The 23,315-nt window shown below is 44.6% G+C and carries 23 protein-coding genes; 8 read left to right on the plus strand and 15 right to left on the minus strand.

From position 1 onward, the window contains the following. Positions 1 to 12 precede the first annotated feature (12 nt). Positions 13 to 1,584: a catalase gene (locus ACLVWP_RS01885; protein WP_413559686.1), complete on the minus strand. Its 1,572-nt coding sequence runs from the start codon at positions 1,582 to 1,584 to the stop codon at positions 13 to 15. Between the two features lie 141 nt (positions 1,585 to 1,725). Between ACLVWP_RS01885 and ACLVWP_RS01890 the strand changes: the two genes are divergently transcribed. Continuing rightward, a complete protein-coding gene (locus ACLVWP_RS01890) occupies positions 1,726 to 2,676 on the plus strand; it encodes a LysR substrate-binding domain-containing protein (RefSeq protein WP_413559688.1) in 951 nt (316 codons plus the stop codon). A 53-nt stretch (positions 2,677 to 2,729) separates the two neighbouring features. Here the strand turns inward: ACLVWP_RS01890 and ACLVWP_RS01895 are convergent, their stop codons facing one another. The 5 genes from ACLVWP_RS01895 to ACLVWP_RS01915 are packed head-to-tail and all read right to left on the minus strand — an operon-like array spanning position 2,730 to position 8,174. After that, positions 2,730 to 3,800 (minus strand): hypothetical protein, encoded by a 1,071-nt coding sequence (locus ACLVWP_RS01895; RefSeq protein WP_413559689.1) that lies wholly within the window; start codon positions 3,798 to 3,800, stop codon positions 2,730 to 2,732. Positions 3,801 to 3,812: 12 nt separating this feature from the next. After that, on the minus strand, positions 3,813 to 4,688 hold the full coding sequence (locus tag ACLVWP_RS01900) for an ABC transporter permease (RefSeq protein WP_413559691.1): 876 nt from the start codon (positions 4,686 to 4,688) through the stop codon (positions 3,813 to 3,815). Then, positions 4,688 to 5,719 carry an ABC transporter permease gene (locus ACLVWP_RS01905; RefSeq protein ID WP_413559692.1) on the minus strand — a complete coding sequence of 344 codons (1,032 nt, stop codon included), beginning with the start codon at positions 5,717 to 5,719 and terminating at the stop codon, positions 4,688 to 4,690. The genes ACLVWP_RS01900 and ACLVWP_RS01905 overlap by 1 nt, the downstream gene beginning before the upstream one ends. Next, positions 5,716 to 7,191 carry an ABC transporter ATP-binding protein gene (locus ACLVWP_RS01910; RefSeq protein ID WP_413559694.1) on the minus strand — a complete coding sequence of 492 codons (1,476 nt, stop codon included), beginning with the start codon at positions 7,189 to 7,191 and terminating at the stop codon, positions 5,716 to 5,718. Before ACLVWP_RS01910 ends, ACLVWP_RS01905 begins: the two co-directional genes overlap by 4 nt. A 5-nt stretch (positions 7,192 to 7,196) precedes the next feature. Continuing rightward, entirely contained in the window at positions 7,197 to 8,174 is a 978-nt protein-coding gene (locus ACLVWP_RS01915) for a BMP family lipoprotein (protein WP_413559696.1), read from the minus strand. A gap of 261 nt (positions 8,175 to 8,435) precedes the next feature. Here ACLVWP_RS01915 and ACLVWP_RS01920 point away from each other — a divergent pair, with 261 nt between their 5' ends. The 4 genes from ACLVWP_RS01920 (at position 8,436) to ACLVWP_RS01935 (ending at position 11,800) form a co-directional block, all read left to right on the plus strand. Further along, a complete protein-coding gene (locus ACLVWP_RS01920) occupies positions 8,436 to 9,152 on the plus strand; it encodes a Crp/Fnr family transcriptional regulator (RefSeq protein ID WP_413559698.1) in 717 nt (238 codons plus the stop codon). A gap of 99 nt (positions 9,153 to 9,251) precedes the next feature. Continuing rightward, positions 9,252 to 9,962: a tRNA (N6-threonylcarbamoyladenosine(37)-N6)-methyltransferase TrmO gene (tsaA, locus tag ACLVWP_RS01925; protein ID WP_413559700.1), complete on the plus strand. Its 711-nt coding sequence runs from the start codon at positions 9,252 to 9,254 to the stop codon at positions 9,960 to 9,962. Between the two features lie 67 nt (positions 9,963 to 10,029). After that, a complete protein-coding gene (locus ACLVWP_RS01930) occupies positions 10,030 to 11,016 on the plus strand; it encodes an isopenicillin N synthase family dioxygenase (RefSeq protein ID WP_413559702.1) in 987 nt (328 codons plus the stop codon). Positions 11,017 to 11,056: 40 nt separating this feature from the next. Further along, positions 11,057 to 11,800, plus strand: coding sequence for a hypothetical protein (locus tag ACLVWP_RS01935; RefSeq protein WP_413559704.1), 744 nt, complete (start codon positions 11,057 to 11,059; stop codon positions 11,798 to 11,800). A gap of 78 nt (positions 11,801 to 11,878) precedes the next feature. Here the strand turns inward: ACLVWP_RS01935 and ACLVWP_RS01940 are convergent, their stop codons facing one another. The 4 genes from ACLVWP_RS01940 to ACLVWP_RS01955 all read right to left on the minus strand — a co-directional run bounded on the left by ACLVWP_RS01940 (position 11,879) and on the right by ACLVWP_RS01955 (position 17,673). Next, complete coding sequence (locus ACLVWP_RS01940) at positions 11,879 to 14,560, minus strand: valine--tRNA ligase (protein WP_413559706.1); 2,682 nt, start codon at positions 14,558 to 14,560, stop codon at positions 11,879 to 11,881. 211 nt (positions 14,561 to 14,771) lie between these two features. After that, a complete protein-coding gene (locus ACLVWP_RS01945; protein WP_413559708.1) occupies positions 14,772 to 15,860 on the minus strand; it encodes a porin in 1,089 nt (362 codons plus the stop codon). Positions 15,861 to 16,079: 219 nt separating this feature from the next. Beyond that, positions 16,080 to 16,415, minus strand: coding sequence for a rhodanese-like domain-containing protein (locus ACLVWP_RS01950; protein WP_413559710.1), 336 nt, complete (start codon positions 16,413 to 16,415; stop codon positions 16,080 to 16,082). Between the two features lie 4 nt (positions 16,416 to 16,419). Then, positions 16,420 to 17,673 (minus strand): MFS transporter, encoded by a 1,254-nt coding sequence (locus ACLVWP_RS01955; RefSeq protein WP_413559712.1) that lies wholly within the window; start codon positions 17,671 to 17,673, stop codon positions 16,420 to 16,422. Here ACLVWP_RS01955 and ACLVWP_RS01960 point away from each other — a divergent pair. Next, positions 17,667 to 18,827 (plus strand): hypothetical protein, encoded by a 1,161-nt coding sequence (locus ACLVWP_RS01960; RefSeq protein ID WP_413559714.1) that lies wholly within the window; start codon positions 17,667 to 17,669, stop codon positions 18,825 to 18,827. The genes ACLVWP_RS01955 and ACLVWP_RS01960 overlap by 7 nt on opposite strands. Here the strand turns inward: ACLVWP_RS01960 and ACLVWP_RS01965 are convergent. The 4 genes from ACLVWP_RS01965 to ACLVWP_RS01980 form a co-directional block, all read right to left on the minus strand. Next, a complete protein-coding gene (locus ACLVWP_RS01965) occupies positions 18,807 to 19,094 on the minus strand; it encodes a DUF167 domain-containing protein (RefSeq protein WP_413559716.1) in 288 nt (95 codons plus the stop codon). The two genes, ACLVWP_RS01960 and ACLVWP_RS01965, sit on opposite strands and share 21 nt — an antisense overlap. A gap of 8 nt (positions 19,095 to 19,102) precedes the next feature. After that, positions 19,103 to 19,660, minus strand: a complete 558-nt coding sequence (locus ACLVWP_RS01970; protein ID WP_413559717.1) for a DivIVA domain-containing protein — start codon at positions 19,658 to 19,660, stop codon at positions 19,103 to 19,105. Positions 19,661 to 19,720: 60 nt separating this feature from the next. Next, positions 19,721 to 20,548, minus strand: coding sequence for a pyrroline-5-carboxylate reductase family protein (locus tag ACLVWP_RS01975; RefSeq protein WP_413559718.1), 828 nt, complete (start codon positions 20,546 to 20,548; stop codon positions 19,721 to 19,723). A gap of 79 nt (positions 20,549 to 20,627) precedes the next feature. Further along, positions 20,628 to 21,278 carry a YggS family pyridoxal phosphate-dependent enzyme gene (locus tag ACLVWP_RS01980; RefSeq protein ID WP_413559719.1) on the minus strand — a complete coding sequence of 217 codons (651 nt, stop codon included), beginning with the start codon at positions 21,276 to 21,278 and terminating at the stop codon, positions 20,628 to 20,630. A 139-nt stretch (positions 21,279 to 21,417) separates the two neighbouring features. Between ACLVWP_RS01980 and ACLVWP_RS01985 the strand changes: the two genes are divergently transcribed. Continuing rightward, complete coding sequence (locus ACLVWP_RS01985; protein ID WP_413559721.1) at positions 21,418 to 21,942, plus strand: hypothetical protein; 525 nt, start codon at positions 21,418 to 21,420, stop codon at positions 21,940 to 21,942. Between the two features lie 95 nt (positions 21,943 to 22,037). Continuing rightward, positions 22,038 to 22,715 (plus strand): hypothetical protein, encoded by a 678-nt coding sequence (locus tag ACLVWP_RS01990; RefSeq protein WP_413559723.1) that lies wholly within the window; start codon positions 22,038 to 22,040, stop codon positions 22,713 to 22,715. Here the strand turns inward: ACLVWP_RS01990 and ACLVWP_RS01995 are convergent. Further along, positions 22,712 to 23,287 carry a Maf family protein gene (locus ACLVWP_RS01995; protein ID WP_413559724.1) on the minus strand — a complete coding sequence of 192 codons (576 nt, stop codon included), beginning with the start codon at positions 23,285 to 23,287 and terminating at the stop codon, positions 22,712 to 22,714. The two genes, ACLVWP_RS01990 and ACLVWP_RS01995, sit on opposite strands and share 4 nt — an antisense overlap. Positions 23,288 to 23,315: the final 28 nt, after the last annotated feature.

Genomic DNA, 23,315 nt, shown 5'->3' on the forward strand with positions numbered 1-23,315 from the left:
CTCCCCAGGACATTATTGAGCGGCGACTTTCTTAGTGTCGTCGTTCAAAGAACTAGCAATACGTTTTACTTCAGGTAAATCGGCTTTCGCAGCTTTAGCTAAGCGTTCACCGTATTCCGCATCTGCAGCATAAGTGTGAGCTACGATTTGATTGCGGATCTTGATGTTTTTCACAGCAAGTAAGTCACCTGAAAAATTATTGATAAGAGCTGCACGCTCTTTTTCCGAGAAGCTTCGGTATGTTTCACCAGCTTGACGGAAGTTTAGAGTCTTTTTGATGATCGCTTGTTGAGTGGCCCCATTCAAAGGCAGAGAACTTAGTTTGTAAGTCTCGTCTTCGGAATAGACCCCTTCGCCACGATCTGGATTTCCATTGAAGCTATTTGGTTGATAGTTGAACTCACCCTTAGTGATTTTACCATTCATATGGCCTTGTTGGCCGTGTGAGTTCGCGTTCAAAGGACGATTCACTGGCAATTGCATTGCATTGACGCCAATTCTATAGCGTTGTGTATCAGCGTAAGAGAACATACGACCTTGCAGCAGGCGATCTTCAGATGCCTCAATGCCCGGAACTACATTCGATGGAGCCAGAGCTGCTTGTTCGGTGTGCTCAAAGAAGTTTTCTGGAACTTCGTTCAATGTCATTGTGCCTAGTTTAACAGTTTTCAAACCAGGAATACGGATCCATTCTTTTGTGGCATCTAGAGGATTGAAATCAAAGTTGTTCAACTCTTCAGGTTTTAGCATTTGCGCTTCAAGTTCCCAAGACGGGTATTTCTTAGAGCGAATCGAAGCATAAAGATCATCTGTCATGTGATTGAAGTTCTTACCCTGCATTTTTGCGACTTCATCGCCAGAAAGATTTTTGATTCCGTTCAAGCTCTTCCAATGAAATTTAACGTAAGTCACTTCGCCTTTTTTATTCACGAATTTATAGGCGTGAACACCGTTGCCGTCCATTTCGCGATAGCTTGCTGGCGTTCCCAGATCCGAATACACATAAGTCAGCATGTTGATCGATTCAGGCACGTGAGCAAAAAAATCAAAGAAGCGATTTGGATCTTGGATGTTAGTCACAGGGCTTGGCTTCAGCGAGTGAACCATATCTGGGAATTTCATCGCATCACGAATAAAGAACACTGGCAGATTGTTTCCAACTAGATCCCAGTTGCCTTGTTCAGTATAGAACTTCGTTGCAAATCCGCGTGGGTCACGCAAAGTTTCTGGGGACCCACTTGGGTGAATCACAGAGGAAAAGCGCACGAAAACTTTTGTTTTCTTGCCCTTTTTAGAGAATAAATCTGCGCGAGTGATAGCGGAGTTATCAGCTGCACTTACAAAATAACCATAAGCACCTGTGCCTCGTGCATGCACAACACGTTCAGGTGTTCTTTCGCGATCAAAGCGAGCGAGCTTTTCGACAAGATGAGCATCTTGAAGAAGGACAGGACCAGTAGCTCCTGCAGTTTGAGAGTTTTGATTGTCACCAACAGGAGCGCCGTTCTCGCGTGTTAGTGTAGTTTTGGCAATAGCAATCCCGCTTGCCAGCATCAGCGATGCTGCAACAGTAAAGAGTTTCATGCTGTTGTTTTTCCTTTCTTTCTAAGTTGGAGGTGTTGCTATTATCGTTTGTGCGAATCTCAATTGGTATTCGATTGATTCTATCGCTTCGATAGAGGCGCTCTATGGGCAGTTAACAATTTATAAGGACGCAAAGAATTTATGCCTACATTAAGTCAGTTAGAATATGTTCTCGCAGTGGAGAAGCATCGTCATTTTGGTAAAGCAGCTGACGAATGTAATATCTCCCAGCCCACATTGAGTCAGCAGATTCAAAAACTCGAAGACGAAGTCGGGATGATTATTTTCGATCGTTTGCAAAAGCCCATACTGCCAACAGCAGAAGGTCAGAAATTTCTTGAGCAAGCAGCCATCGTCTTGCAAGAACATCGTAAGCTCCTGCATGTTGCAAATACTCAGTCCAAAGGTATCTCCGGGGAGTTTCACTTAGGTGTGATTCCGACGATCTCAAGCTATCTGCTGCCGTTGTTCGTAGAGACGTTTTCAAAAAAGTATCCACAAGTGGAATTGTATATTGAGGAACTTAAGACGGAGACACTCATTCAAGAGTTAAAGAACGATCGCTTAGATGGCGTTATTATGGCAACTCCGGTCAGTCAGGGACTTAAAGTCCATCCGTTATTCTATGAGCACTTCTATTTGTATTTCTCCCACGGTCATCCCTTACTTAAGAAAGACCTGGTCAGAAGCCAAGATCTAGATGGTTCGGAAATGTGGATGTTAAAGGACGGAAACTGTTTTAAAGATCAGATTGCTAATTTCTGTTCGATCTCTAAAGACCACGATGCGGTCTTTAAGAACGTGCATTTTCAAAGTGGCAGCTTAGATACCTTAAGAAACTTAGTTCAGCAGAGTCGTGGTTATACGATGATCCCAGCCCTTATGGCAGAGCTTATGAGTAATTCTGAAAGAAGTAAGCATGTGAGAGGATTTGAGGGGCCTAAACCCACTCGCGAGGTGAGCTTCATCTATCGGCGGGATCATTGGAAATTAGACGTCATCGATGCGATTAAAAACTGTGTGATGGACTGTTTGCCTGAGTGTGTATCGAGAGTGAAAACAAATGCGCATCAGGTTCTAGAGATCTGTTAAATAAAAAAAGCCACGGTTGTCCGTGGCTTTTTTATTTCAATTTACAGAGATGATTACTTCTTCTCTGTTTTTGTCTCAGCAGGGATCGCGTAGTAGTCCGGCATTACGAAATCCACAGTGAATGGATATTTATAAGACTTGTAAGCGCCGATCTTAGGCTTGCCAGCTTTTGCGTAGGCCTCGTCCCAAAGATTCGCAAGTAACAACGCTCCACGAGCCATATCGTTTACGATCACAGGTTTCATTTTCTTGAATGCTACAGAGGCATCTTTTCTTTCAGCACGAGTTTTGATTTCCATGCCGTGTTCTTTTTTAAGTTCAGATGGCTTTGTTACAGGGTCCATTTTTAGGATCTTTGCCACTTCTGTATTTGAAATGACAGACAAAGATTTCATTTTCTCGATCACAGTGCCCTTAAGGTAAGGAGCATTTTTGATAGTGCGTGCTTGTTTCAATACCAACCAATCAAGGTCGCCATCGAATTCACCAACCACAGCATCTTCGAAGTAAGCATGAATGCCACCATGACCAGTCGCCCAGCCATCATAATCCGCTGTTGTATGGAATGGTTGAGAAATGTCGCCAACAAAGTGACCCATCAAACCCATATCTACAACCATTTGGAATGCCAACTTATTGTAAGGAAGGTTTTCGTCTTGTTCTTCTTTAAAGTTTGCAGGAGGTTTTGCTGCCGCGAATTCTTTATTCAAAGCACCAATGCGGTTTACGAATTGATCAGCTCTCCACCAAGCAGAACCAAACTCAGTCGGAATATCTTTGATAGTTACGCCGTCATTTCTGAATCTGTTTTCTTTGCCAGTGAAATCAGTCACGATTTTTTTGTAATCAGTAGGGATATCGGCAACTTTAAGACCGATAACTTCGATATCGATAAAGTGAGCAGGGTTGCCGTGTTTAGCAGCGTCTCCGCCCAGGCTCTTCCAATAGAAGTCAGGGATATTACACAAGTGACCCATCATTTGCGGTTTGTTGCGCAAATATTCTTTCAAGCCTTCTTCTTTAACCAAGAAAACAGCGGCACGGCAGATAGCATCGTGACCACGACCACCCCAAGCAAAGGCAGAGGATGAAACTAGTAGCAACGGCAATACAAGTTTAAACATGTTGAACTCCTTCTACAGTTCGCGACCCAAGGCTTTAGGAGGACGGCTAGCGCCGATAAATCCTGCTAGGGCCACGATTGTAACGATGTATGGTAAAATCTGAATAAATTGAACAGGGATGGTCATGCCACCGACTTGAACACCTTGCAGACGAATTTGCACAGCATCAGCGAATGCAAACAACAAGCAGGCAAAGAATGCAGGAAGTGGTTTCCATTTACCAAAGATCAAAGCCGCCAAAGCCATAAAGCCACGGCCACCAGTCATCATTGGTGAGTAAGAGGAAGCTAGGAACAATGAAAGACTCGCGCCACCCCAGGCAGCAAAAGCACCGCTTAAAGTAACACAAGCCCAACGAACTTTGCGCACACTCACGCCCGCAGCCATCAATGCATCTGGGTTTTCACCAGCAAACAGCATCCATAGGCCGGAGCGAGATTTTTTAAGCCAGAAGGTGAGTGCAGCGACAAGCACGAATGCAAAAATCAAAGGCTCGTAGTTAAAGCGGAACTCAACAGGTAAAGACGGTGTAGAGCCAGTAGAGTTAAACAGAATTTTAGTAACGAATGGAATCACACCCATCACTAAAAGATTGAAGGCCATACCAGTCACGATTTGATCGGCGCCCATTTCGATCACAAATAAAGCGTATAGAGCACCAATCAGAAGCCCCGCGATCAAAGCCGCACCCCAACCCATCCAGGCAGATGAAGAATAAGTTGCAACAACAGACCCAGTGAAGGCTCCGACAAGCATAAAGCTTTCAAGAGCCACGTTCACAACGCCGGAACGCTCGCTCATCATACCACCCATAGAGGCAAAGATCAGAGGAGTCGCTAAACGCAACGTCGCCAGCAGCAATGCAAAGATCATGAAAAAGTATTCCATTAGTCCTTCTTCCTTCTGCGACGGAGTCTATATTCCCAGTAGGCACTTGCAGCCACGCCAAGAATAATGAACGCTTGAATAATACGAGAGAAATCACGAGTGATCGTGGAAGTTTCAAGATCCAAATCGGAAGCACCTTTATGAAGTGCGCCCATCAGAAATCCAGCAGCGATAACTCCCAGTGGATTATTTGCTGCGAGCAAAGCCACGGCGATACCAATGAAGCCATAATCTGGAGAGAAGCCCACGCGATATTGTCCGGCACTGCCTAAAACCTCAGATAAAGCGACACATCCGGCGCAAGCTCCCGCCAAAGCCATGGCGATGATTTGAATACGTTTTGCAGAAACCCCAGAACGTTGAGCCGCTTCAGGATTTGAGCCCACCGCGCGCAATTCAAAGCCCCATGTGGTTTTCCAGAGGAATATCCACATCAAAACTGCCAAAACAACCGCGAACACCAAAGAAGCATTCACAGGAGTATCCGGGAACCAGCGAGCAATTAGATCGTATTCTTTGAACATATAGTTCGAAGACACCAATGCTGTTTCTGGATTTTGAGAGTTTGGATTTGGGATGACTTTAAGAGCAATCCAGCTCGCCAGACCGGCAGCGATAAAGTTCATCATGATCGTGATGATAACCTCATGGCTGCCACGCAAAGCTTTTAGGATACCGACGATCCAGCCCCAGAATGCGCCGACAGCTAACGCACCGATAAACGCAACAAGGGGAGCGATAGGGAAGGGAACATTAGGAAAGAAAACGCCAATCGCTGCGGCAGCCACTGCTGCCATCGTTAACTGACCTTCAGCTCCGATGTTGAACATGCCTGCATGAAAGCCAATGGCAACCGAAAGACCACAAAAGATCATCGGCGTTGCATAAGACAACGTCATACCGAAGTCGTACATAGATCCAAAAGCACTGCGTACCAGGATCATAAAGATATTCAGTGGATTTTCACCGGCAAAGAAAGCCAAGCAAAGTGCGGCAACCAAACCAAGAACAAAACCTAAAATACGTTTCAATGGCCACCTCCCATTGCCGCGCCGATTTTGATCTCGTTAAATTCATGACGAGCAAATTCAGCCACGAAATGGCCTTTATAAAGAACTAAGATACGATCAGAAAGCCCCATCAACTCATCAAGCTCTGAAGAGATCAATAGAACACCAGCGCCCTCATCGCGAGCGGCACGGATTTCATTATGGATAAACTCTATAGCACCGATATCAACACCACGAGTGGGTTGAGCGGCGATCACAGCTTGAGGTTTTTGAATCAAGGCGCGGGCAACAACCAACTTCTGTTGGTTACCGCCAGAGAATCTATCAAAGGCTAAGTTTTCATTGCGAGGGCGAACATCATACTGCTCCATCGCATCGCGAGTCGCTTTAATGATGTCTTTGATTTTAAGGAAAATCCCGCGAGCAAATTTAGCCGAGCGGTGTTGACCCAAAATATAATTTTCATAAGCAGGACGTGAGGGCAAAACACCAAAGCGCAGGCGGTCTTCCGGAAAAGATCCCACTTGCCCGTGAATCATAATTTTTCCAGAGCGGTGCTTTTTGGAAAACGCATGCTTATCCAGAAGAGCGCGAATCAAAACATCTTGCCCGTTGCCTTCGACACCAGCGATGCCGACGATTTCGCGAGCCTGTACTGTTAGATTCAAGTTCTCAACGAAGTGAGTGCCGATTTCTGCATTTAGATTTTCAATCTCAATGACTGGTTTAGGATCGATGCTCGTGTTGCGCTCGTGCGGAGTTTGCAAGCGGCGACCGACCATCATCTCTGCTAGTTCTGCGATGGATGTCTCGGCAGTCTTGCGAGTGCCAATAACCTTACCAGCGCGGAATACTGTTACTTCATCAGTCAGGGCCATCACTTCTTTCAACTTATGAGTGATGATCAAGATGGTTTTACCTTCGGCTTTTAATTGGCGAAGGTTTTTAAAGAAGTCTTGAACCTCTTGTGGAGTTAATACCGCAGTAGGTTCATCAAGGATTAGAATTTCTGAGTTTTGCGCAAGGATCTTTAAAATCTCAACACGTTGTTGAGCGCCGACGGATAGGTCTTCGATCTTTGCGTGCAAATCTACGTCAAAGCCATAACGTGCAGCCACTTCGTTCAGTCGTTTCATTTGCTCTGCGCGTGGCAAGAGAGAGAATGCGCCGCCATCTTGTTGAAGTAAGATATTATCCAAAGCAGTCAAAGGCTCTGCCAACATAAAGTGTTGGTGAACCATGCCGATTTTGGCTTTCATCGCATCAATAGAGGAATCAAAGAATTGAGTGGTGCCGTGAACTAGGAACTCGCCGCCGGAAGGCTTGTAGAGTCCGAACAGAATTTTCATGGCAGTGGATTTGCCGGCACCGTTTTCACCAACGATGCCGTGGATCGAACCTGCTGTTACTTTGAAAGAGATATCTTCGTTGGCGACACAGTCACCGAAAATTTTGGAAATACCTCGAAATTCAACAGCAGGGACTTTTGTCATCGGGCTTACTTCTTCTTGTAGTAGTCAGGGACTTGAATTTTGCCGGAGATGATTTGTTTTTTGATCTCGTCGACTTTTTTCTTCATGTCCGCAGTGATCAGCTTTTCGTTATGTTTATCCAGCGTGTAATCTACACCGCTGTTTTTAAGTCCATAGCGAGCGATCTCCGCTGTGAACTTGCCATCTTTTGTTTCCTTGATGGTGTCGTATACAGCTACATCAACGGCCTTCAACATGGAAGTCAGGATTGTGCCAGGTTTCATCCAGTTCTGATTTGAATCGACGCCAATTGCGAATTTTTTCTTTTCTTCAGCAGCATCGAATACGCCTGTGTTGGAAGCGCCAGCGGCAACGAAGATCACGTCTACGTTTTTACCGTATTGAGCAAGAGCCAACTCTTTAGATTTAGCGGGATTGTTCCAAGCCTCACCAGTTACGCCCACGTAGTTTTCAGAAATTTTGATTTTTGGATCAACGTATTTTGCACCGGCCGCGTAGCCCATCGCAAAACGACGGATCAAAGGAATATCCATGCCGCCGACAAAACCAACGGAGTGAGTTTTGGAAGCCATCGCCGCCAAAGCACCCACAAGGAAAGAACCTTCGTGCTCTTCAAACATCAAAGAGCGAACGTTAGCTGCAGTGATCTCGCCATCAACGATCGCGAATTTTACTTTTGGAAATTGTGCTGCAACTTTTTTAACAGCATCAGTTTGTGCAAAGCCAACACCGATAACTAGATCATAATTTTTGCGAGCAAAGTTGCGATGTAAATTCTCAATCGCATTTGTGTCAGTTGCCTCTACGTACTTCAATTCGATTTGCAGATCTTTCTCTGCTTTCGTAGCTCCAGCGTATGCAGCAGAGTTAAAAGATTTATCATCTTTTCCGCCTTTATCTAGAACTAGACCTACTTTAATATTTGCGAATGCGTTGGTGCTGATTGACAGAAAAAGAAGCGTAACGAAAAATTTTTTGATCATTTGAAGATTCCTTCATACGCATATTTTTTATGCGACTGCGCATTTAATAAGCTTTTGATATCACAAATTTTTTAAGATTTTTTGTCGGGCTGAAAGTATGCGCCCCCACTCTGTGAGTCAAGGCAAATCATTTCATTTCTCTAATGGTGAACTCTTACAAGTCGGTTATGTCTTAATTTCAATTAGGCACTTGTTTTATACCAGTTTAGGATGGCTCAAAAGGTTAACAACAACTCAGAAAAAGCACGGAGGACTAAGAGCATGGAATCGCAAACGATACTCAACGGCGGAGTTAACTCCCTAGGTTTTATGGGCCAACAAAATTTAAACATCCCAACTACTTCGAATGTCCCATACGAAGTGATTCACCTCAAAGAAGAGGAGATGATCTTTAAGGAAGGCGACACTCCAAAAGGTTTGTATTACGTTCAATCGGGATGCATCAAAGTTGTCGTAAATCGTTCTCACGCACGTGGACGTACAACAACAAATGAATATGTCACAAAGCTGGTATCTCCAGGTGAATACTTTGGCTACAAAGCCTTGGTTAAAGGTGGCGTTACACAGTGTCACGCTAAAGCAGTGAAATCGACTGTCTTGTGGTTGTACCCAAGAGAATTGATCCAAGTTGCTATGGCACAAGCTTCACCAATGGTAAAATTGCTTTTGAATCAATCGGTGAATGACCTTGAGTCATTTGAGCAAACAAGCCAATTGCATTATTTGGCTTCTGTTCAAGAGCGTATCGCTTACCAATTGGTGATTTTGGCAGACCGTTTCGGTGCACAAACGCCAAATGGCATTTCTTTGAATTTAAAACTTACTCGTAATGAGTTCGCTCAACTTGCGAGTACGATCAATGAGTCTTTGTCTCGTCATCTGACTGAGTTCAAAAACGAAGGTTTGATCGACTTGAACGGCAAAGAAATCATCATCAAAAATCGTGATGGTTTGATGAGACGTTCAGGTAACTTCTAAAAAGTTCCCTCTCCCGTAAAATAGAGAACAGCGAAGGCCGATTCGAAAGATCGGCCTTTTTGCTTGACGCAGTGAGCTTCCAAAAGGTACCCCCATGGCATGGAACCTATTGGATTTATTGAGAGCTGTTTTAAGGATAAATTTGGAACTCCGCGCCAGCCTGGATTGGTGAAAAGTGCGTGGGCCAAATTGAAAATCCGCGCCGAACTTCAGCCAGAAGAGGCTTTGCAGGGGCTCGAAGGTTTCAGTCATGTTTGGTTGGTGTGGGTCTTTCACCAAAACAAAGTCTCTCGCTATCACGCCAAGGTCCATCCTCCACGCATGGGCGGCAAGAGCATTGGTCTCTTTGCAACTCGCACTCCTCATCGTCCTAATCCAATTGGTCTATCTTTAGTTGAACTTGTGAAAGTTGAAAAAGACGGGATCATCGTGTCTGGAGCGGATTTGGTGGATGGCACTCCGATTTTGGATATCAAACCTTATTTGCCAGAGATCGAATCTATTCCAAATGCGAAGACAGGATGGACTTCTGAAGTTGTAAAAGATCCAATCCAGGTTGAGTTCACTGAACACGCGTCAAAATTACTCGCAGATTGGCAAAAACGAAATCCTGACAAAAAACTGCAAGAAGTGATCGAAGACACATTGAAGCTTGATCCGCGTCCTGTCGTTTATCGCGGTTATGAGGGGGAAAATGCGTCTCCTTACAGAAATAAGCACGCAGTGAGATTGTTTGATGGGGACATTCATTTTGAATTTGAAAGTTCAAATCTTGTCAAAGTTCTCGATATTCTTTTTACGCATAATTAGTTGCAGTTGCCTTTAGATTCAGCAGCTTGATATGTTCCACCCATACCAACAAGCCAAGGGGATGAATATGAGAACGATCGAAACAAGCTCTCACTCAGAGAATAGTACTCTTCGTAAAGTTCCGACACTAAGCCTAGCAAGTTACACTCAAGGTTCTGGTTCTGATAAAGCACGCTTTATCGATCAGCTTTTCACCGGCCTTAAAGAGTATGGTTTCATCATTCTGAAAGATCACAATGTAAAAGCAGAGGATCTTCATAAAGCTTACAGCCTTCTTGAAAAATTCTATGCATTACCTGAAGAAGTAAAAAAATCTTATATCTCTCCAACAGCTGGTTTCCAACGTGGCTACACTCCGTTTGGTAAAGAGCACGCGAAAGATTCTCCAGTCATGGATTTGAAAGAATTCTGGCATGTGGGTCGCGAGCTTGAGGCGGGTAACTCTTTGAGATCCGTTTATCCAGATAATATCTGGCCAACAAACGAGATCCCTGAATTCAAAACTCATTTCTTGAAATTGTTCGCAGCACTTGAAGAGGCTGGTAATGTTATGCTTGAAGCTTTGACGATGCCTCTGGAGCTCGACAAAGATTTCTTTGCACGCATGATGAAAGACGGAAATTCCATCCTTCGTTTGTTGCATTACCCACCAATTCCAGAAGGTGTTGATCCGCGTTGTGTTCGCGCAGCGGCTCATGAAGATATTAACTTCATCACAATTCTTCCAGCAGCGACGGCTTCTGGTCTGCAATTGCAAGATCGTGATGGCACTTGGTTGGATATCGAATCTGAACCAGACACATTGATCGTCGACGTTGGTGATATGTTGGCTCGATTAACAAATGATGTATTGCCATCAACGACTCACCGAGTGATCAATCCGCAAGATGGAACGAACTCTCACCGTTATTCGATGCCATTCTTTATGCATCCGTTCCCAGACGCGATGCTAAGCTGCCTGCCTTCTTGCAGAGGTAACGGAGCGAAGTATGCAGACATCACGGGCCAAGATTTCTTGATGCAACGTCTTCGTGAAATCGGCCTAATTAAGTAAGAGTATTGACCCAAGCGAGGGTTGAAACGATATTGGAAGAATGACTAATAAAAAAATCGTTCTTCCAATGTTAGTAGTGATTCTTTTAATCTGCACAAGTCTCTTTATTCTTAAGCAAAGAGCAGGGCATGTTGGCCAGTTCCCAGAAGACATGCCTCCGTTTAAATACCCATCTACAGTTCAAGATAAATCAAAAACAGATGCTCCACCGGCTGCAGGCTTTTTGCCAACAGAGATGGAAGATCATGCACGCTTTGAAGCATGGAATACAAATCTTTCGGGACTTGGTCAGTGCTTGGGAGTTGAAGCTGGTACATTGAATGCACAAGATGATTTCAATGTGGAGGCTCTTCACAAAGTTTTGGCACCTGCATTCGGCGAAGTTGCAAAAGTTAAAGACAAGTGGACGTCGGTCGATACTAAATCTAAAGACGGTGAAATTCGTCGTGTCTTCGTAGAATACGAAGGGGAACTAGAGGCGCCAGAGGCCCCTCAGAATCGCACAGTTCGTCACTACACGATGTTGGTGACAGGTAAGGTTCGTGACCTTCGCTTAGATGGCGAATTGAAAGACAACCCTTCTGATGCGGCTATTGCAAAGCTTGTCGAGGGCAGAGAGGTCATCACTGAAATGAAATCCAGAGTGGCGACTTACAAGAACGCCGACGAACTTCACTTCGTTGAACGTAACGGTAAAGTCTACTCATTCGTGGCAAACCACCTTAGAAACTATTTCCGTTGCACAGACGCGGACTCAGACCAAATGAAGTGCTCTTGTAACTAATATCCAGATTCAGTTTGTTCCAATAAAAAAAGGCTTCCTGGTGAGGGAAGCCTTTTTTGTTTTTGAATGTTTTAATTTCTATTGGAAGCGAGTCAAAGCGTCTTTCAAAGACTCCAGCTGAACTTTGGATTGCGCTAGCAATGCACGGTCTGCTGCGATCACGTCTTCGTCGGCGTTTGCTACGAATTTTTCATTCGATAGCTTGCCTGACAAGATCGAGATGTCTTTGTTGAACTTCTCAATCGCCTTGTTGATACGCTTGATCTCTTCGTCGAAATCAACCAAACCTTCAAGCGGGATGATAACTTTTACGTTTGCATCTTTAACCACAACTGGAGCCACTGCACACTTCATCAAGTTGCCTTCAGCACCGATGTCCATGTTTTCAAGGCGGCCCATAGTCATCAAAGCCGTGCGGTTGTTGCTCAAGATATGTTGAACCTGATCATTCGCTACACCCAAACGAACATTTAGTTTGATCGCAGGGCTGATGCGGTTTTCACCACGGATGTTGCGCATAGCTGTGATCACTTCTTTTACGATATCGATTTCAAAGGCTGCTTGAGAAGATCCCAGAGCCAAGAAGTCTTTATCGTTACGAGTGTTCGGATACTGATCCACGATACAAGCTTCTGATTTGATCGGAAGCTTTTGGTAAATCTCTTCAGAGATAAACGGCGTGAATGGGTGAAGCAAACGCATGATGCGATTCAAAACTTGTGCAATCACCAGTTGAGTCGCTGCTTTTTCCTCGGCATTCGTGCCATTCATGATTGGTTTCGTGAATTCGATGTACCAGTCACAGAATTGATTCCAGATGAACTGATAAAGAGCTGTGGCAGCGTCAGAGAATCTCTCTTGCTCCATTGCTTCTTCAACTTCTTTAGTCACTTCGGCCAGTTTCGAGATGATCCATTGGTCAAACACGCTGATGTGCGCTTTGTTTGGCAAAGCCTTTACGCCTTCAGCAGGAACTTTAAAGTCAGCAAGATTTGAAAGTGCGAAACGAGCCGCATTCCAGATCTTGTTCATAAAGTTACGGTAACCTTCCAGACGCTGTTCGCTGAACTTGATGTCTTTACCAGAGAACAAGTGAGCGGCGAATGTAAAGCGAAGGGCATCGGCACCGTGCTTATCGATCATTTCAACCGGGTCGATAGAGTTACCCAAAGACTTGGACATCTTGCGGCCTTGAGAGTCGCGAACCAAACCGTGGATGTAAACCGTTCTGAACGGAACATCACGTTTGAACTCCAGACCCATCATGATCATACGTGCAACCCAGAAGAAAATAATATCGTGACCAGTTACCAAGTAACTAGTTGGGTAGAACGTTTTCAATGTCTCAGTTTCATTCGGCCAACCCATTGTAGAGAACGGCCAAAGAGCAGAAGAGAACCAAGTATCCAAAACGTCAACGTCTTGGTGAACATCGGTCTTACCGCATTTCTCACAAGCTGTTACATCTGTTTCGGAAACTGTTTGATGGTTACAAGCGTTGCAATACCAAACTGGAATACGGTGACCCCACCACAATTGGCGAGAGATACACCAGTCTTCGATATTGTTTAACCAGTGAAGGTAAACTTTTGTCCAAGACTCTGGTTCAAAACGGATAGTGCCGCTTTCAACCACGCGCTTAGCCGGCGTCGCAAGTTGTTCCATCTTAACGAACCATTGTTCAGACAAGAATGGCTCAACTACAGCACCAGAGCGTGAACAGTGGCCTACAGAGTGAACATGTGGTTCTTCTTTCACCAAAAGATTTTGCGCTTTCAAGTCTTCGATCACTTTTTTACGAGCGTCAGCAACTTTAAGTCCTGCATAAGGACCCGCGTTTTCATTCATCTCTGCCTTTTTCGTCAAAAGGTTGATGAATTCCAAGTGGTGAGTTTTACCGATTTTGTAGTCATTGAAATCATGAGCCGGAGTGATTTTCACCACGCCAGAACCAAACGCTTTATCAACGTAAACGTCAGCGATGATTTTGATTTTTCTGTTGATCAAAGGAACGATAACGTTTTTGCCAACCAAGTGTTTGTAGCGTTCGTCTTCAGGGTGAACGCACAAAGCTGTATCGCCCAACATAGTTTCTGGACGAGTTGTTGCTACAGTCAGGAAGCCAGAGCCATCCTCAAGAGGATAGTTGATGTGATAAAGCGCACCCTTAACTTGTTTGTGTTCAACTTCCAAGTCAGAGATCGCTGTTTCAAGAGGGCCTGACCAGTTCACCAGACGTTGACCACGATAGATCAAACCTTTTTGGTGAAGAGTAACGAAAACTTTGCGAACGGCTTTTGATACGCCTTCGTCCAAAGTAAATACAGCACGATCCCAATCACAAGAGTCACCGAGTCTGCGCATTTGTGAGTAAATACGATTTCCGTATTGGTGTTTCCAATCCCAAACTTTTTCTACGAATTTTTCGCGACCTAGTTCATGACGAGTTGGGCCGCCTTCTTTTTTAAGTTCGCGCTCAACCACAGACTGCGTGGCGATACCCGCGTGGTCCGTTCCCGGCAACCACATCGTGTTGTAGCCATTCATTCTTTTCCAACGGATTAGGATATCTTGGATCGTGTGATCCAAAGCGTGACCCATGTGAAGGAAGCCAGTGACGTTTGGTGGAGGAAGAATAATTGAGAATGGAGGTTTAGTGGATTTATCCTGCGCCTTGAAATAGCCGGCGTTTTCCCACCACTGATATGTTCTGTTTTCTACATCAGCGGGATTGTAGCGATCTGAAAGTTGTTCTGACATTTTGATACCCCAACAGGTCTGCACTCCGACCTTGTCGGAGTAAGATTTTTAACCGTTTGAGGCTATCAGATTTAAGCCATTTAGGGTAGATCCAGCCCGGGAAAAGGCGCCTGCCGGTTTTTAGGAACGCAGCGTGTCGGTATTGGGGCAAAAAAGAAGGGAGGCTTTGGGGCCTCCCTTGATAAAAGTCGGTTATTGGGACCTTTTTTGACTATTTCAACAAGTCAGAGTTCAAACGAACGCCAACAGTGATTTGGTCAACTTTTGCGTCTTTAAGTGCAGAGTTAGCCATTTCTTGAGTCGTGTTGCTGTAAGCAACATGGTAACGGAAATTAGTGTCAGCGATTGGTTTGAATTCAACAACTGCGCCGTAACCCATGAACTTGTTAGTTCCGTTGTTAGTAGCAGTAGCATTTGTTTCAACTTTTTCTTCTGAAGAGATAACTTCTAGACGTGGAGTCCATTGCTCGAAACCAGTGTAAGCAACTTTACCGATGATTGAGTTGATAGAGTCTTTAGCGCCACCAGCGTCAGCTTCGAAAGAAGAAGTCGTGTAATCGATTTCTGCGTTCCAAGTTGGAAGGAAAGACCAGTTGATACCAGCAGAACCCAAGTTGTATTTATCTTTTGAGTTAGTACCCACACCGTAGTGGTAAGAAGCCATAACTTTCAAAGTTTTTTCCATGAAAGCGCCTTTATAGATAAGACCTTCCATCATTGCATTTGAAGTTGCTACTGGAGGAGGAGTAGTTGCAGTCAATGTGTCTGGAGTTTTGAAAGCAACCAAAGAAAGAGATTGGTCTGGAGTGATAGTCCAAGCCAATTTAGCACCCAATACGTATAGTAGGTTGCTTGAGCTCAAGTATTGACCAACCAAAGCGCCGTTAGGGCCTGTTTTAGTGTAGGCTTGAGAAGTAAGGTACAAGTCTGCGCCAGAAGTTTGAGACTCGAAAGTACCGTATTCAGAACCCAATTTACCCATTTGCAAAGAAAGATCGCCCATTTTGTGAGTGATGTATGCGAACTCTAGAGCTGTTTGAGAGTTGTCACCCGCGCCAGCAGTAGTCGTTGCATTTTTGTTGTAAGCAGCACGCAAACGGTAAGAAAGATCTTCGTTTACTTTGCCTTGGTAATCCAAACGGATTGTTTTGAAATAAAATTTGTTAGAATCCAATTGAGTCGGAGAATCTTGATACGTCAAAGTATCGTAGTCTGCGCGAGCGTCAAAATTCAAAGTACCTGCATTTGCTGCAGATACAGCTGTTGTCGTTGCCAAAGCGGCTAGGAAAAACTTTTTCATTAAATGTCCTTCTATAAAAAGTTTTGGTTAATTTGTTCGTTATGTCCGTTAACGATGTCATTATGCTATAGCCAAATTCTAAGGCAAACAAACGTTATTCAACTGTGTCGCTTGTCTGTGTTAATTGCGTAACAGAATAAAAAGTGTGGTTTGTGTCACACTGACAGAAAACTAACGAAGTGCTGTGAAAATAAAAAAGGGGATTTTCATCCCCTTGATTTATCCTTGTTGTTTTTCTTTTTCTAATTCGGAAAGTCCACCTTTGACAGTGTAGACATTGTTGAATCCCTGGGCCTCAAGTGCCTGTACGACCGGGGCGTAGCTTGTGCCATTTATGTCGATTAATACGATGGGATAATGTGAAGGAAGTTTTTTGCTTTGCACTTGGTTCACAATTTCTTCAGTGGAACCCGTTACTTGGCAGTTGTTAATATGAAGGGCTTCTACGTGTCCATAGAATGACTTTAAATCCACACCCAAGTTGACCAAGACCATTGGAATTCGGCCTTTGATAAGGTTGTTGAATTGAAAATATCCAAGCTGGCTGATGTCCATATTTCTAACCTACACGTGCGTGATCGGGGATCAATTTAAAGTTCAAAAGTACGATGGCAAGAGCCACAAATGCCATTCCGCCAGACACCCAGAATGGTGCTGTAATAGCCACACTACCATACAAAGCTCCACCAAGAGCTGGTCCTAAAATACGACCAAGGGAGGCCATACTTTGGGTCACCCCCATCGCAGCTCCTTGCTCTTTAGCATCCGTTAACAAACTGATACTGCCCAAGATAGATGGATTTGAAAGGCCATTGCCCAGGGAAAGCAAAGTCATCGCAATCGCCATTCCAAGCAGTGTGTTTGAAAATGCAATCGTAGTTAAGCCAACTGCAAAACATGCAAGCCCGATACGCAAGACTTGGCGTTCGCCATACTTTGGAAGCATACGGCGAACCAAAAATCCTTGCGTGAAAATGATGATCACACCGATATAGGCGAAACCAAAGCTCACTTGTTTAATCGTCCATTGGAATTTTTCGCCCATGAACAAAATCAAAGTCGCTTCCATTCCGGACATCGCCAGAGAGGACAACAAGAAGACGGTCATCAACGCGCCGACAGTTTTGATGTTCAGGTAGTGCCACATAACAGAGAAGCGTTTTTTCTTAGCTGCGGATTCGCTTTTCTCTGATAAAGATTCTTTCAGGAATTTGATCCCGAAAAGGAAGTTGGCAAAGCAAAGAGCTGCAACCCAGTAGGCGGCGAAGGATGTGTCGAAGTGAGGTGCTGGGTTAATATGATTACCCCAAACAGCAAGCAACCCACCAAGAGCGGGGCCAACAACAAATCCTAGTCCGAAAGCTGCGCCAATTAAAGCCATGCCTTTCGAGCGTTGATTTTTGGGAGTGATGTCAGAGATGTAAGCGGAGGCTGTTGAAAGACTTGCGCCGAAAAAACCTGCAAGCAAGCGTGCGATGAAAAGCATCTCAAGCGAGCGAGCCCAAGCAAACATGATGTACGAAAGACCTTCGCCAAACAGACAGAACAAAAGAATTGGACGACGACCCATGCGATCGCTGAGTTTTCCCCAAAATGGTGAAAACAAAAATTGCATCAAAGAATATACTGAGAGCAACAAACCAGTTTGCAGGGCTGTGGCTCCAAAGTTCTTACTAAGAAGTGGAATGATCGGAATAACTACACCAAAGCCCACAAGATAGAGGAATACGGTGAAAAAGATGATCGCAAGCTGTGATTTGTTTGATGTCGAAGTCATGGCTTTGTTATTATTAGGAACTGATGAAAATGGCAAATAATCTTCAATGTTTGAGTGCGTTCCTGGTGGGTTTGATGATGACGGCGTCTACGGCCGTCGCCTTTGATAATTACAAAGAGTTTCGTCGTGACCGTTGGGATTTTGAATTGGGTACGAATTTCTTTTATTCGGAAGCCAATTATGACAATTTTGGTGATGGCAGTACCAACCTAACCAGTGGAAACCATTACCAACTTTTGGATATGAATCTGTCGACTCGTTACATGCCTACGCGCAGCTGGTCGCTGTTTGCCTCTGGAACGATGAGCTCCGCAGAAAGCAAAAACTCCGTCGCAACGCGCACGAATACGACCTTTACCAATATTGTGGCTGGGTTCGATTTCGTTATCTATGACGGTCTTATTCAGTTGGTTCCCGAGTTCGGTGCGTTGATCCCCATGACTGAAGTGGCTAAATCCGGGGATGATGCTTTGAATTCCGAGGGTGTTTATGAATTTTGGGGTCGATTGACGGCACAAAAGGACTACGGCACAGCTCGAATTTACGGTTGGATCGGTTATGACTATCGCGGCGATGGAAGATCTTCTTTGATGCCATGGGGTGGAGGTTTGCAATTAAAGGCCAACAGTCTGCGTTTTGGTGGCGAGGTTCTTGGCAGCCAATCGATCTCTGACGATAAAGACACCGGCACGAAGTACATCCGTAATGCCTACTTGCAGAATGTAAATGCAGGTTCTTATAAATTCTATTCTGTAAATCCGTCGTCGATCGATACGCTTTTCTATGCGACCTGGATGATCGATCCCAAGTGGAGCGTTCAACTAAATGGTGGAGCGACTGTCGCCGGTGAAAACGCAGCAGCTGGATATCACGCTGGTGCATTTATCCGTTACAGTTTTGATCTTTCTGAAGGATATACGGAAGAGCACTACGCACCGACAACCTATACTCCATCATCTCCCTCTGTGGCTCCGGCTCCAACGGGTCGTTCAAATATGTATGATCGTTCTGACACGACCATCAGTACACCTAGCACACGTAAATTCAGAGAAGACACAAATGATGGTGTCGATCAAAAACAGTTCAAAGCTCGTCCAACTAAAAAGAAAAAACAGCCTAAACAGATCAATATCCAAGAAGAGTTGGATAAAACGGAATTTGAAGTGGAGTTAAAGCGCGGGGGACGTTAGTTTCTGCGCGTTTTCTAAATTAATCCCGTCGATATCGACAGTCTTAGTCCGGCCAGTATCGCCTTTCACCAAGGTGATGCTGCGCTTGGGAACCTTAAATAATTTAGATAAGAATTCGATCAGTTCTGCATTGGCTTCGCCATCGACGGGTGGAGCTGCAATTTTGATTTTTAATAAGCCGTTGTGGGGACCCACAATTTGATTCTTAGAAGACTTGGGCTGAATAAAAAGGTGGAGTCGAACTCCACCTTTAATTTCTTCAATCACTTTTTAAATTACTCAGCAGACAGAGGGGAAATATTAGTGGAGCGTGTGTTGTTTCCTGCTCCGTTGCCAGCAGTTGTGCTGTTTGCAAACGTTTGGTTTTGCAAATGCATTTGTGGCATATATTTTTCGCCTTGCTCTAGCAATGAAAGGTGAGCTTGTGCCAACGCCTTCAAGTTTGCTTCGAATTGCATACGTGCGCGTTTAAGCTCGTTAACCTCTTGATACATTTTTTTCAATGAATCACGAGAGTCGCGAGTGATGATCTCAGCTTTTTGGTTGGCATCAGCAATGATAAGTTTAGCTTCGCGTTCAGCGTCTTGGCGCAAACGATCTGCCATTTGTGTAGCTGTAGCAATTGTCTCTTTCAAAACTTGATCGCGCTCTTTATATTCCATCAAAGAAAGTTCTTTTTCGCGAAGAGCTTCTTTAAGAGCGTTTCTGTCTTGAATCAAGGCTTCCATTTGTGCAGCGACCTGTTGGAGGAAATCCATAACCTCGTCAGAATCGAGGCCCATCATTTTCTTACCGAAAGATTTGTGGGCTATATCAATGGGAGTAATCTTCATCGTGTTCCTCCTTGAACATTATGAAATAAGGATAAAAGTCGATCTGGCACCCGGGCAAGGTTATTTGATCTCCCGGGCCATTTCTTTGTTTCTCATCGCGGCTTTTTCAAAGCTGATGCGAAGAGCGCGTTCGATTTCCAGTTCGCGCATGGACTGAAGTCCAGCTGCCGTAACGCCTTTCTTAGATGTGACGCGGGCCTGAAGGTCTTCAACGTTTTCGCGGGCCTGTGCTGCTAGCAAGGAAGCCCCCACAAATGTCTCAATCGTCATCACGCGGGCTTCTTCAATCGAAAAGCCATGCTCCTCGATCCAATCCTGCCAGTACATCATCATTTCAAAAACAAAACCGGTTCCGCTAGAGCAGGAAATCATCAAAGCTTCAAACTGATCTTCATCGTGAACTTTGATCACTCGGCCCAGTGGCTCAAATAGATCTTCAACGGTGCTTTCAAGAGCAGCGTCGTCGTCATCGTTCAGTAGGTATCCAATAACACCGCGACCGATAACGGACGGCGTGTTCGGCATAACTCGAGCTAGGCGAGCGTTGTTTAAAAATCTTTCCAGTTTTTCCATGCGAACACCTGCTGCAACACTGATGACGATCTTATTTTCGTCAAAGGCGCGGCCGACGGGTTCGAGAGCTGTCAAAAGATCTTGCGGTTTAACCGCCAAGATAATGATGTCACAGAGATCAATGAGTTCTTCATTGTTCTTAAGGGAGTTGATTTTAAACTGTTCAACCAGTTTAACCAGCTTACCTTCTGATCTGTTAGTTGCGTAAATGTGACCAGCAGGAATTCCGCCTTCGATAAGGCCTTTGATCATAGCTTGCGCCATGTTGCCTGCACCCAGAAATCCGATTTTTTGAGCTTTGAGCAGTGGGTTCATAAATTCATCCTACCTTTAGCAAAGGAATTCTCCAAATGAATTCATCCACTATGTCAGACTCCCCGAAAGGAAGTTTCGGTTAATTTCTAGCTCCAAATAAAATAGTGCCCAAGCGAACCAGGGTGGCGCCTTCTTGGATGGCGACTCTAAAGTCATTGCTAGTGCCCATGGATAGCTTATTCAAAGGGTGTTGGTTAAGGTCCGTTTGTTTTTGTAATGTCTGTTGAAGTTCGCGGAGCTCTTTAAAGTAGGGGCGAACTTCTTCACCCGTTTCGGTAAGAGGGGGCATCGTCATCAGGCCTTCAATAGTAAGGTGGGGCAGGGCGCAGAGCTTGGTCCAATCCGCGATGACCGTGTTTTTATCGAAACCGCTTTTACTTTCTTCGTTGGCCAGATTCACCTGAATCAAAATTTTTTGAGTGACCTGTTTGTTTTCACATTGGCGGCTGAGTGTTTGTGCTAGCTCCAAGGAGTCTACGGAGTGAATCAGGGCAAATTGTCCAACCACGAATTTTGCTTTGTTTTTTTGAAGATGTCCGATGAGGTGCCATTCGATATCGGAAAGATCTTTAAGGAGATCTTTTTTGTCCAAAGCCTCTTGCACGTAATTTTCGCCAAAGGCCCGTTGACCTTGTTCATAAAGATCGCGGATCTTTTGCGCGGGCTGCAACTTTGAAACGGCCAGAATTTTATCAGCGCCAATTTCGGCGCGAATCTCTTTAAAGCTCATAAAACCATCTTCATCGACTTTCCTGAAAATCACCATTGATGTCGCGATGCGGCCCCATTATTTCCTCGAAATTTCAAAATAAAATACCATCGCTACTTTTTTGTTGACGGAGGGTGGGGGTGGTCTTATAACATCGTTCATGTACCGCTCCTCCCGAACAGCGATATACAAATCTCAGGACCCTCGGCTGCGAATTCATAAGCAGTTCGGGGGTGCGCTTTTAAAACGCAGTCATGCGAAAACAGCGCGTCCTATCAGCACCAAGCATGCGATGCATGTGGTGCTTCGTTCATCTCAAGCAAAAGGAAATTGGTCGTTACGGAATTCCGGAAATTGGAAAAAGATTTCTGAAATTTTGGTGGCGCAGGCGCGAAAGTACGGTGTTCAGCTGCAGGAGCAGGTGAATGGCGGGGATCATCTGCAATTGGTAATTAAGATTAAAAATCGTACAGCATTCAATGGATTCATGCGTTCTATCAGCGGGATGATTGCTATGATCGTTACGAATGCAGCAAAAACGCGCTCACTAAAAATAAAATTCTGGGACTTCCGTCCTTGGACGCGAGTTGTGGAGCTGGCTCGGGGATACCTCGTTCGCTCTGATCAAGTGCTGCAAAATTATCTTTACGAAAATAAGCTAATTCTACGTGAGGCGCCGTCTTAGACCTCTGTCAAAAATTCTCTTGTCGATGAACAATGTTGGGTGTGTTCCGCTTTTCTGTATCTATCATTTTAAGAGATGATGGCCGAGGAGGAGCTATGCGCAGAATTTTTGTCATGCTAATGGTTCTATGTTCATTGCAGTTAGGCGTGATGGCGCAGACGTGGAATCCTAATCAAAAAGACACCATCGCGACTGAAGATGCCGATGATACGAAGGCTGGATTTATTTCTGCCAGCCTTTATCTTAATAACTTTTCCGACATTAAATTCAAGAATGCTGAAGTGACATCTGGGGGAGTTACGGCTCCTCAAGAGTATATTTTGAAAACAGAACCCTCGATCGGCATAGATATTAATTTTATATACTGGTTGGATCATTCCTGGGGATTTGCTCTTGGAAGCTTTTGGGATATTGGGCATAAAGTTAAAGATGAAAGCTTCGATATTTTTGGAACGACTAAAACTGCTTATTTGGGATTGATTGGCTTTGATTTGTCAGCGATCTATCGTTGGGAAAGATTCTATATTCCGATTGGAATCAATGTGACGTTTCCCATCTTGATGATTGAGGATGGCGATATCGAAGATGTCGGCGGGCACACGGGATGGCAGGTTGCCATGGGATACTTATTTGGAAAATCAAAATCAGATGCGCTTGAGTTCAGATATCGCACATCGATTTTTCAGTACACGCAGGTTCTAAATAACGTGACGATGAAGTCCGAAAGTGGCGAGGGCGACAGTTTCGCTCTCGCGTGGAAGCATTTCTTTTAAATTTTTGCGAGCATGTCTTTGACGAGTTGAACGGGAAGGCCGACCACATTATCAAAAGGCCCTTCAAATTTTTCCACAAATTTGCCACCCAGACCCTGAATTCCATAGGCACCGGCTTTGTCCATCGGCTCTCCGGTTTCAATATAGGTCCAGATTTCTTGGTCCGTCAGATTCTTGAAATAAACTTTTGTCGTTTCAATTTGAGACAGTTCCTTACCGGATGCTGAGTCGATGATGCAGACTCCGGTCTGTACATCATGCACCTTTCCGGACAAACGTCTTAACATTTCAAAGGCATTTTGCTTATCAGAGGGCTTTCCTTGCAGCTGGCCCTCGAAGATCACCTCAGTGTCGGCGGAAATGAGAGTAAACTCGTGAGATTTACTGGACTTTAGGTGTGCAAAAGCGGCTCTCGCCTTACGTCTGGCAATGTCCAAAATCTGCTCTGCCGCATTCAGGTTTTTGTCAGGAATTTCCGATACTTTTACTGATGCTACGTCGAATGAAAAACCTGCTTCTTGAAGCAGTTGTTTTCGGCGTGGGGACTCTGATGCCAAGATGATGGATTTCATGAGTCTGACTAGAACACAAAGAGGCCAA

It is taken from the genome of Bdellovibrio sp. HCB209, assembly GCF_047306065.1.
Taxonomy (GTDB): Bacteria; Bdellovibrionota; Bdellovibrionia; order Bdellovibrionales; family Bdellovibrionaceae; genus Bdellovibrio.

Excerpts from the sequence above, each read along its gene's own strand:
- tsaA (WP_413559700.1), top strand. The coding sequence starts at position 9,252 with ATGGAACCTATTGGATTTATTGAGAGCTGTTTTAAGGATAAATTTGGA.
- ACLVWP_RS01970 (WP_413559717.1), bottom strand. The coding sequence starts at position 19,660 with ATGAAGATTACTCCCATTGATATAGCCCACAAATCTTTCGGTAAGAAA.
- ACLVWP_RS01930 (WP_413559702.1), top strand. The coding sequence starts at position 10,030 with ATGAGAACGATCGAAACAAGCTCTCACTCAGAGAATAGTACTCTTCGT.
- ACLVWP_RS01975 (WP_413559718.1), bottom strand. The coding sequence starts at position 20,548 with ATGAACCCACTGCTCAAAGCTCAAAAAATCGGATTTCTGGGTGCAGGC.
- ACLVWP_RS01935 (WP_413559704.1), top strand. The coding sequence starts at position 11,057 with ATGACTAATAAAAAAATCGTTCTTCCAATGTTAGTAGTGATTCTTTTA.
- ACLVWP_RS01895 (WP_413559689.1), bottom strand. The coding sequence starts at position 3,800 with ATGTTTAAACTTGTATTGCCGTTGCTACTAGTTTCATCCTCTGCCTTT.
- ACLVWP_RS01950 (WP_413559710.1), bottom strand. The coding sequence starts at position 16,415 with ATGGACATCAGCCAGCTTGGATATTTTCAATTCAACAACCTTATCAAA.
- ACLVWP_RS01910 (WP_413559694.1), bottom strand. The coding sequence starts at position 7,191 with ATGACAAAAGTCCCTGCTGTTGAATTTCGAGGTATTTCCAAAATTTTC.
- ACLVWP_RS01945 (WP_413559708.1), bottom strand. The coding sequence starts at position 15,860 with ATGAAAAAGTTTTTCCTAGCCGCTTTGGCAACGACAACAGCTGTATCT.
- ACLVWP_RS01940 (WP_413559706.1), bottom strand. The coding sequence starts at position 14,560 with ATGTCAGAACAACTTTCAGATCGCTACAATCCCGCTGATGTAGAAAAC.
- ACLVWP_RS01995 (WP_413559724.1), bottom strand. The coding sequence starts at position 23,287 with ATGAAATCCATCATCTTGGCATCAGAGTCCCCACGCCGAAAACAACTG.
- ACLVWP_RS01980 (WP_413559719.1), bottom strand. The coding sequence starts at position 21,278 with ATGAGCTTTAAAGAGATTCGCGCCGAAATTGGCGCTGATAAAATTCTG.
- ACLVWP_RS01960 (WP_413559714.1), top strand. The coding sequence starts at position 17,667 with ATGGCAAATAATCTTCAATGTTTGAGTGCGTTCCTGGTGGGTTTGATG.
- ACLVWP_RS01890 (WP_413559688.1), top strand. The coding sequence starts at position 1,726 with ATGCCTACATTAAGTCAGTTAGAATATGTTCTCGCAGTGGAGAAGCAT.
- ACLVWP_RS01900 (WP_413559691.1), bottom strand. The coding sequence starts at position 4,688 with ATGGAATACTTTTTCATGATCTTTGCATTGCTGCTGGCGACGTTGCGT.
- ACLVWP_RS01885 (WP_413559686.1), bottom strand. The coding sequence starts at position 1,584 with ATGAAACTCTTTACTGTTGCAGCATCGCTGATGCTGGCAAGCGGGATT.
- ACLVWP_RS01985 (WP_413559721.1), top strand. The coding sequence starts at position 21,418 with ATGTACCGCTCCTCCCGAACAGCGATATACAAATCTCAGGACCCTCGG.
- ACLVWP_RS01920 (WP_413559698.1), top strand. The coding sequence starts at position 8,436 with ATGGAATCGCAAACGATACTCAACGGCGGAGTTAACTCCCTAGGTTTT.
- ACLVWP_RS01990 (WP_413559723.1), top strand. The coding sequence starts at position 22,038 with ATGCGCAGAATTTTTGTCATGCTAATGGTTCTATGTTCATTGCAGTTA.
- ACLVWP_RS01915 (WP_413559696.1), bottom strand. The coding sequence starts at position 8,174 with ATGATCAAAAAATTTTTCGTTACGCTTCTTTTTCTGTCAATCAGCACC.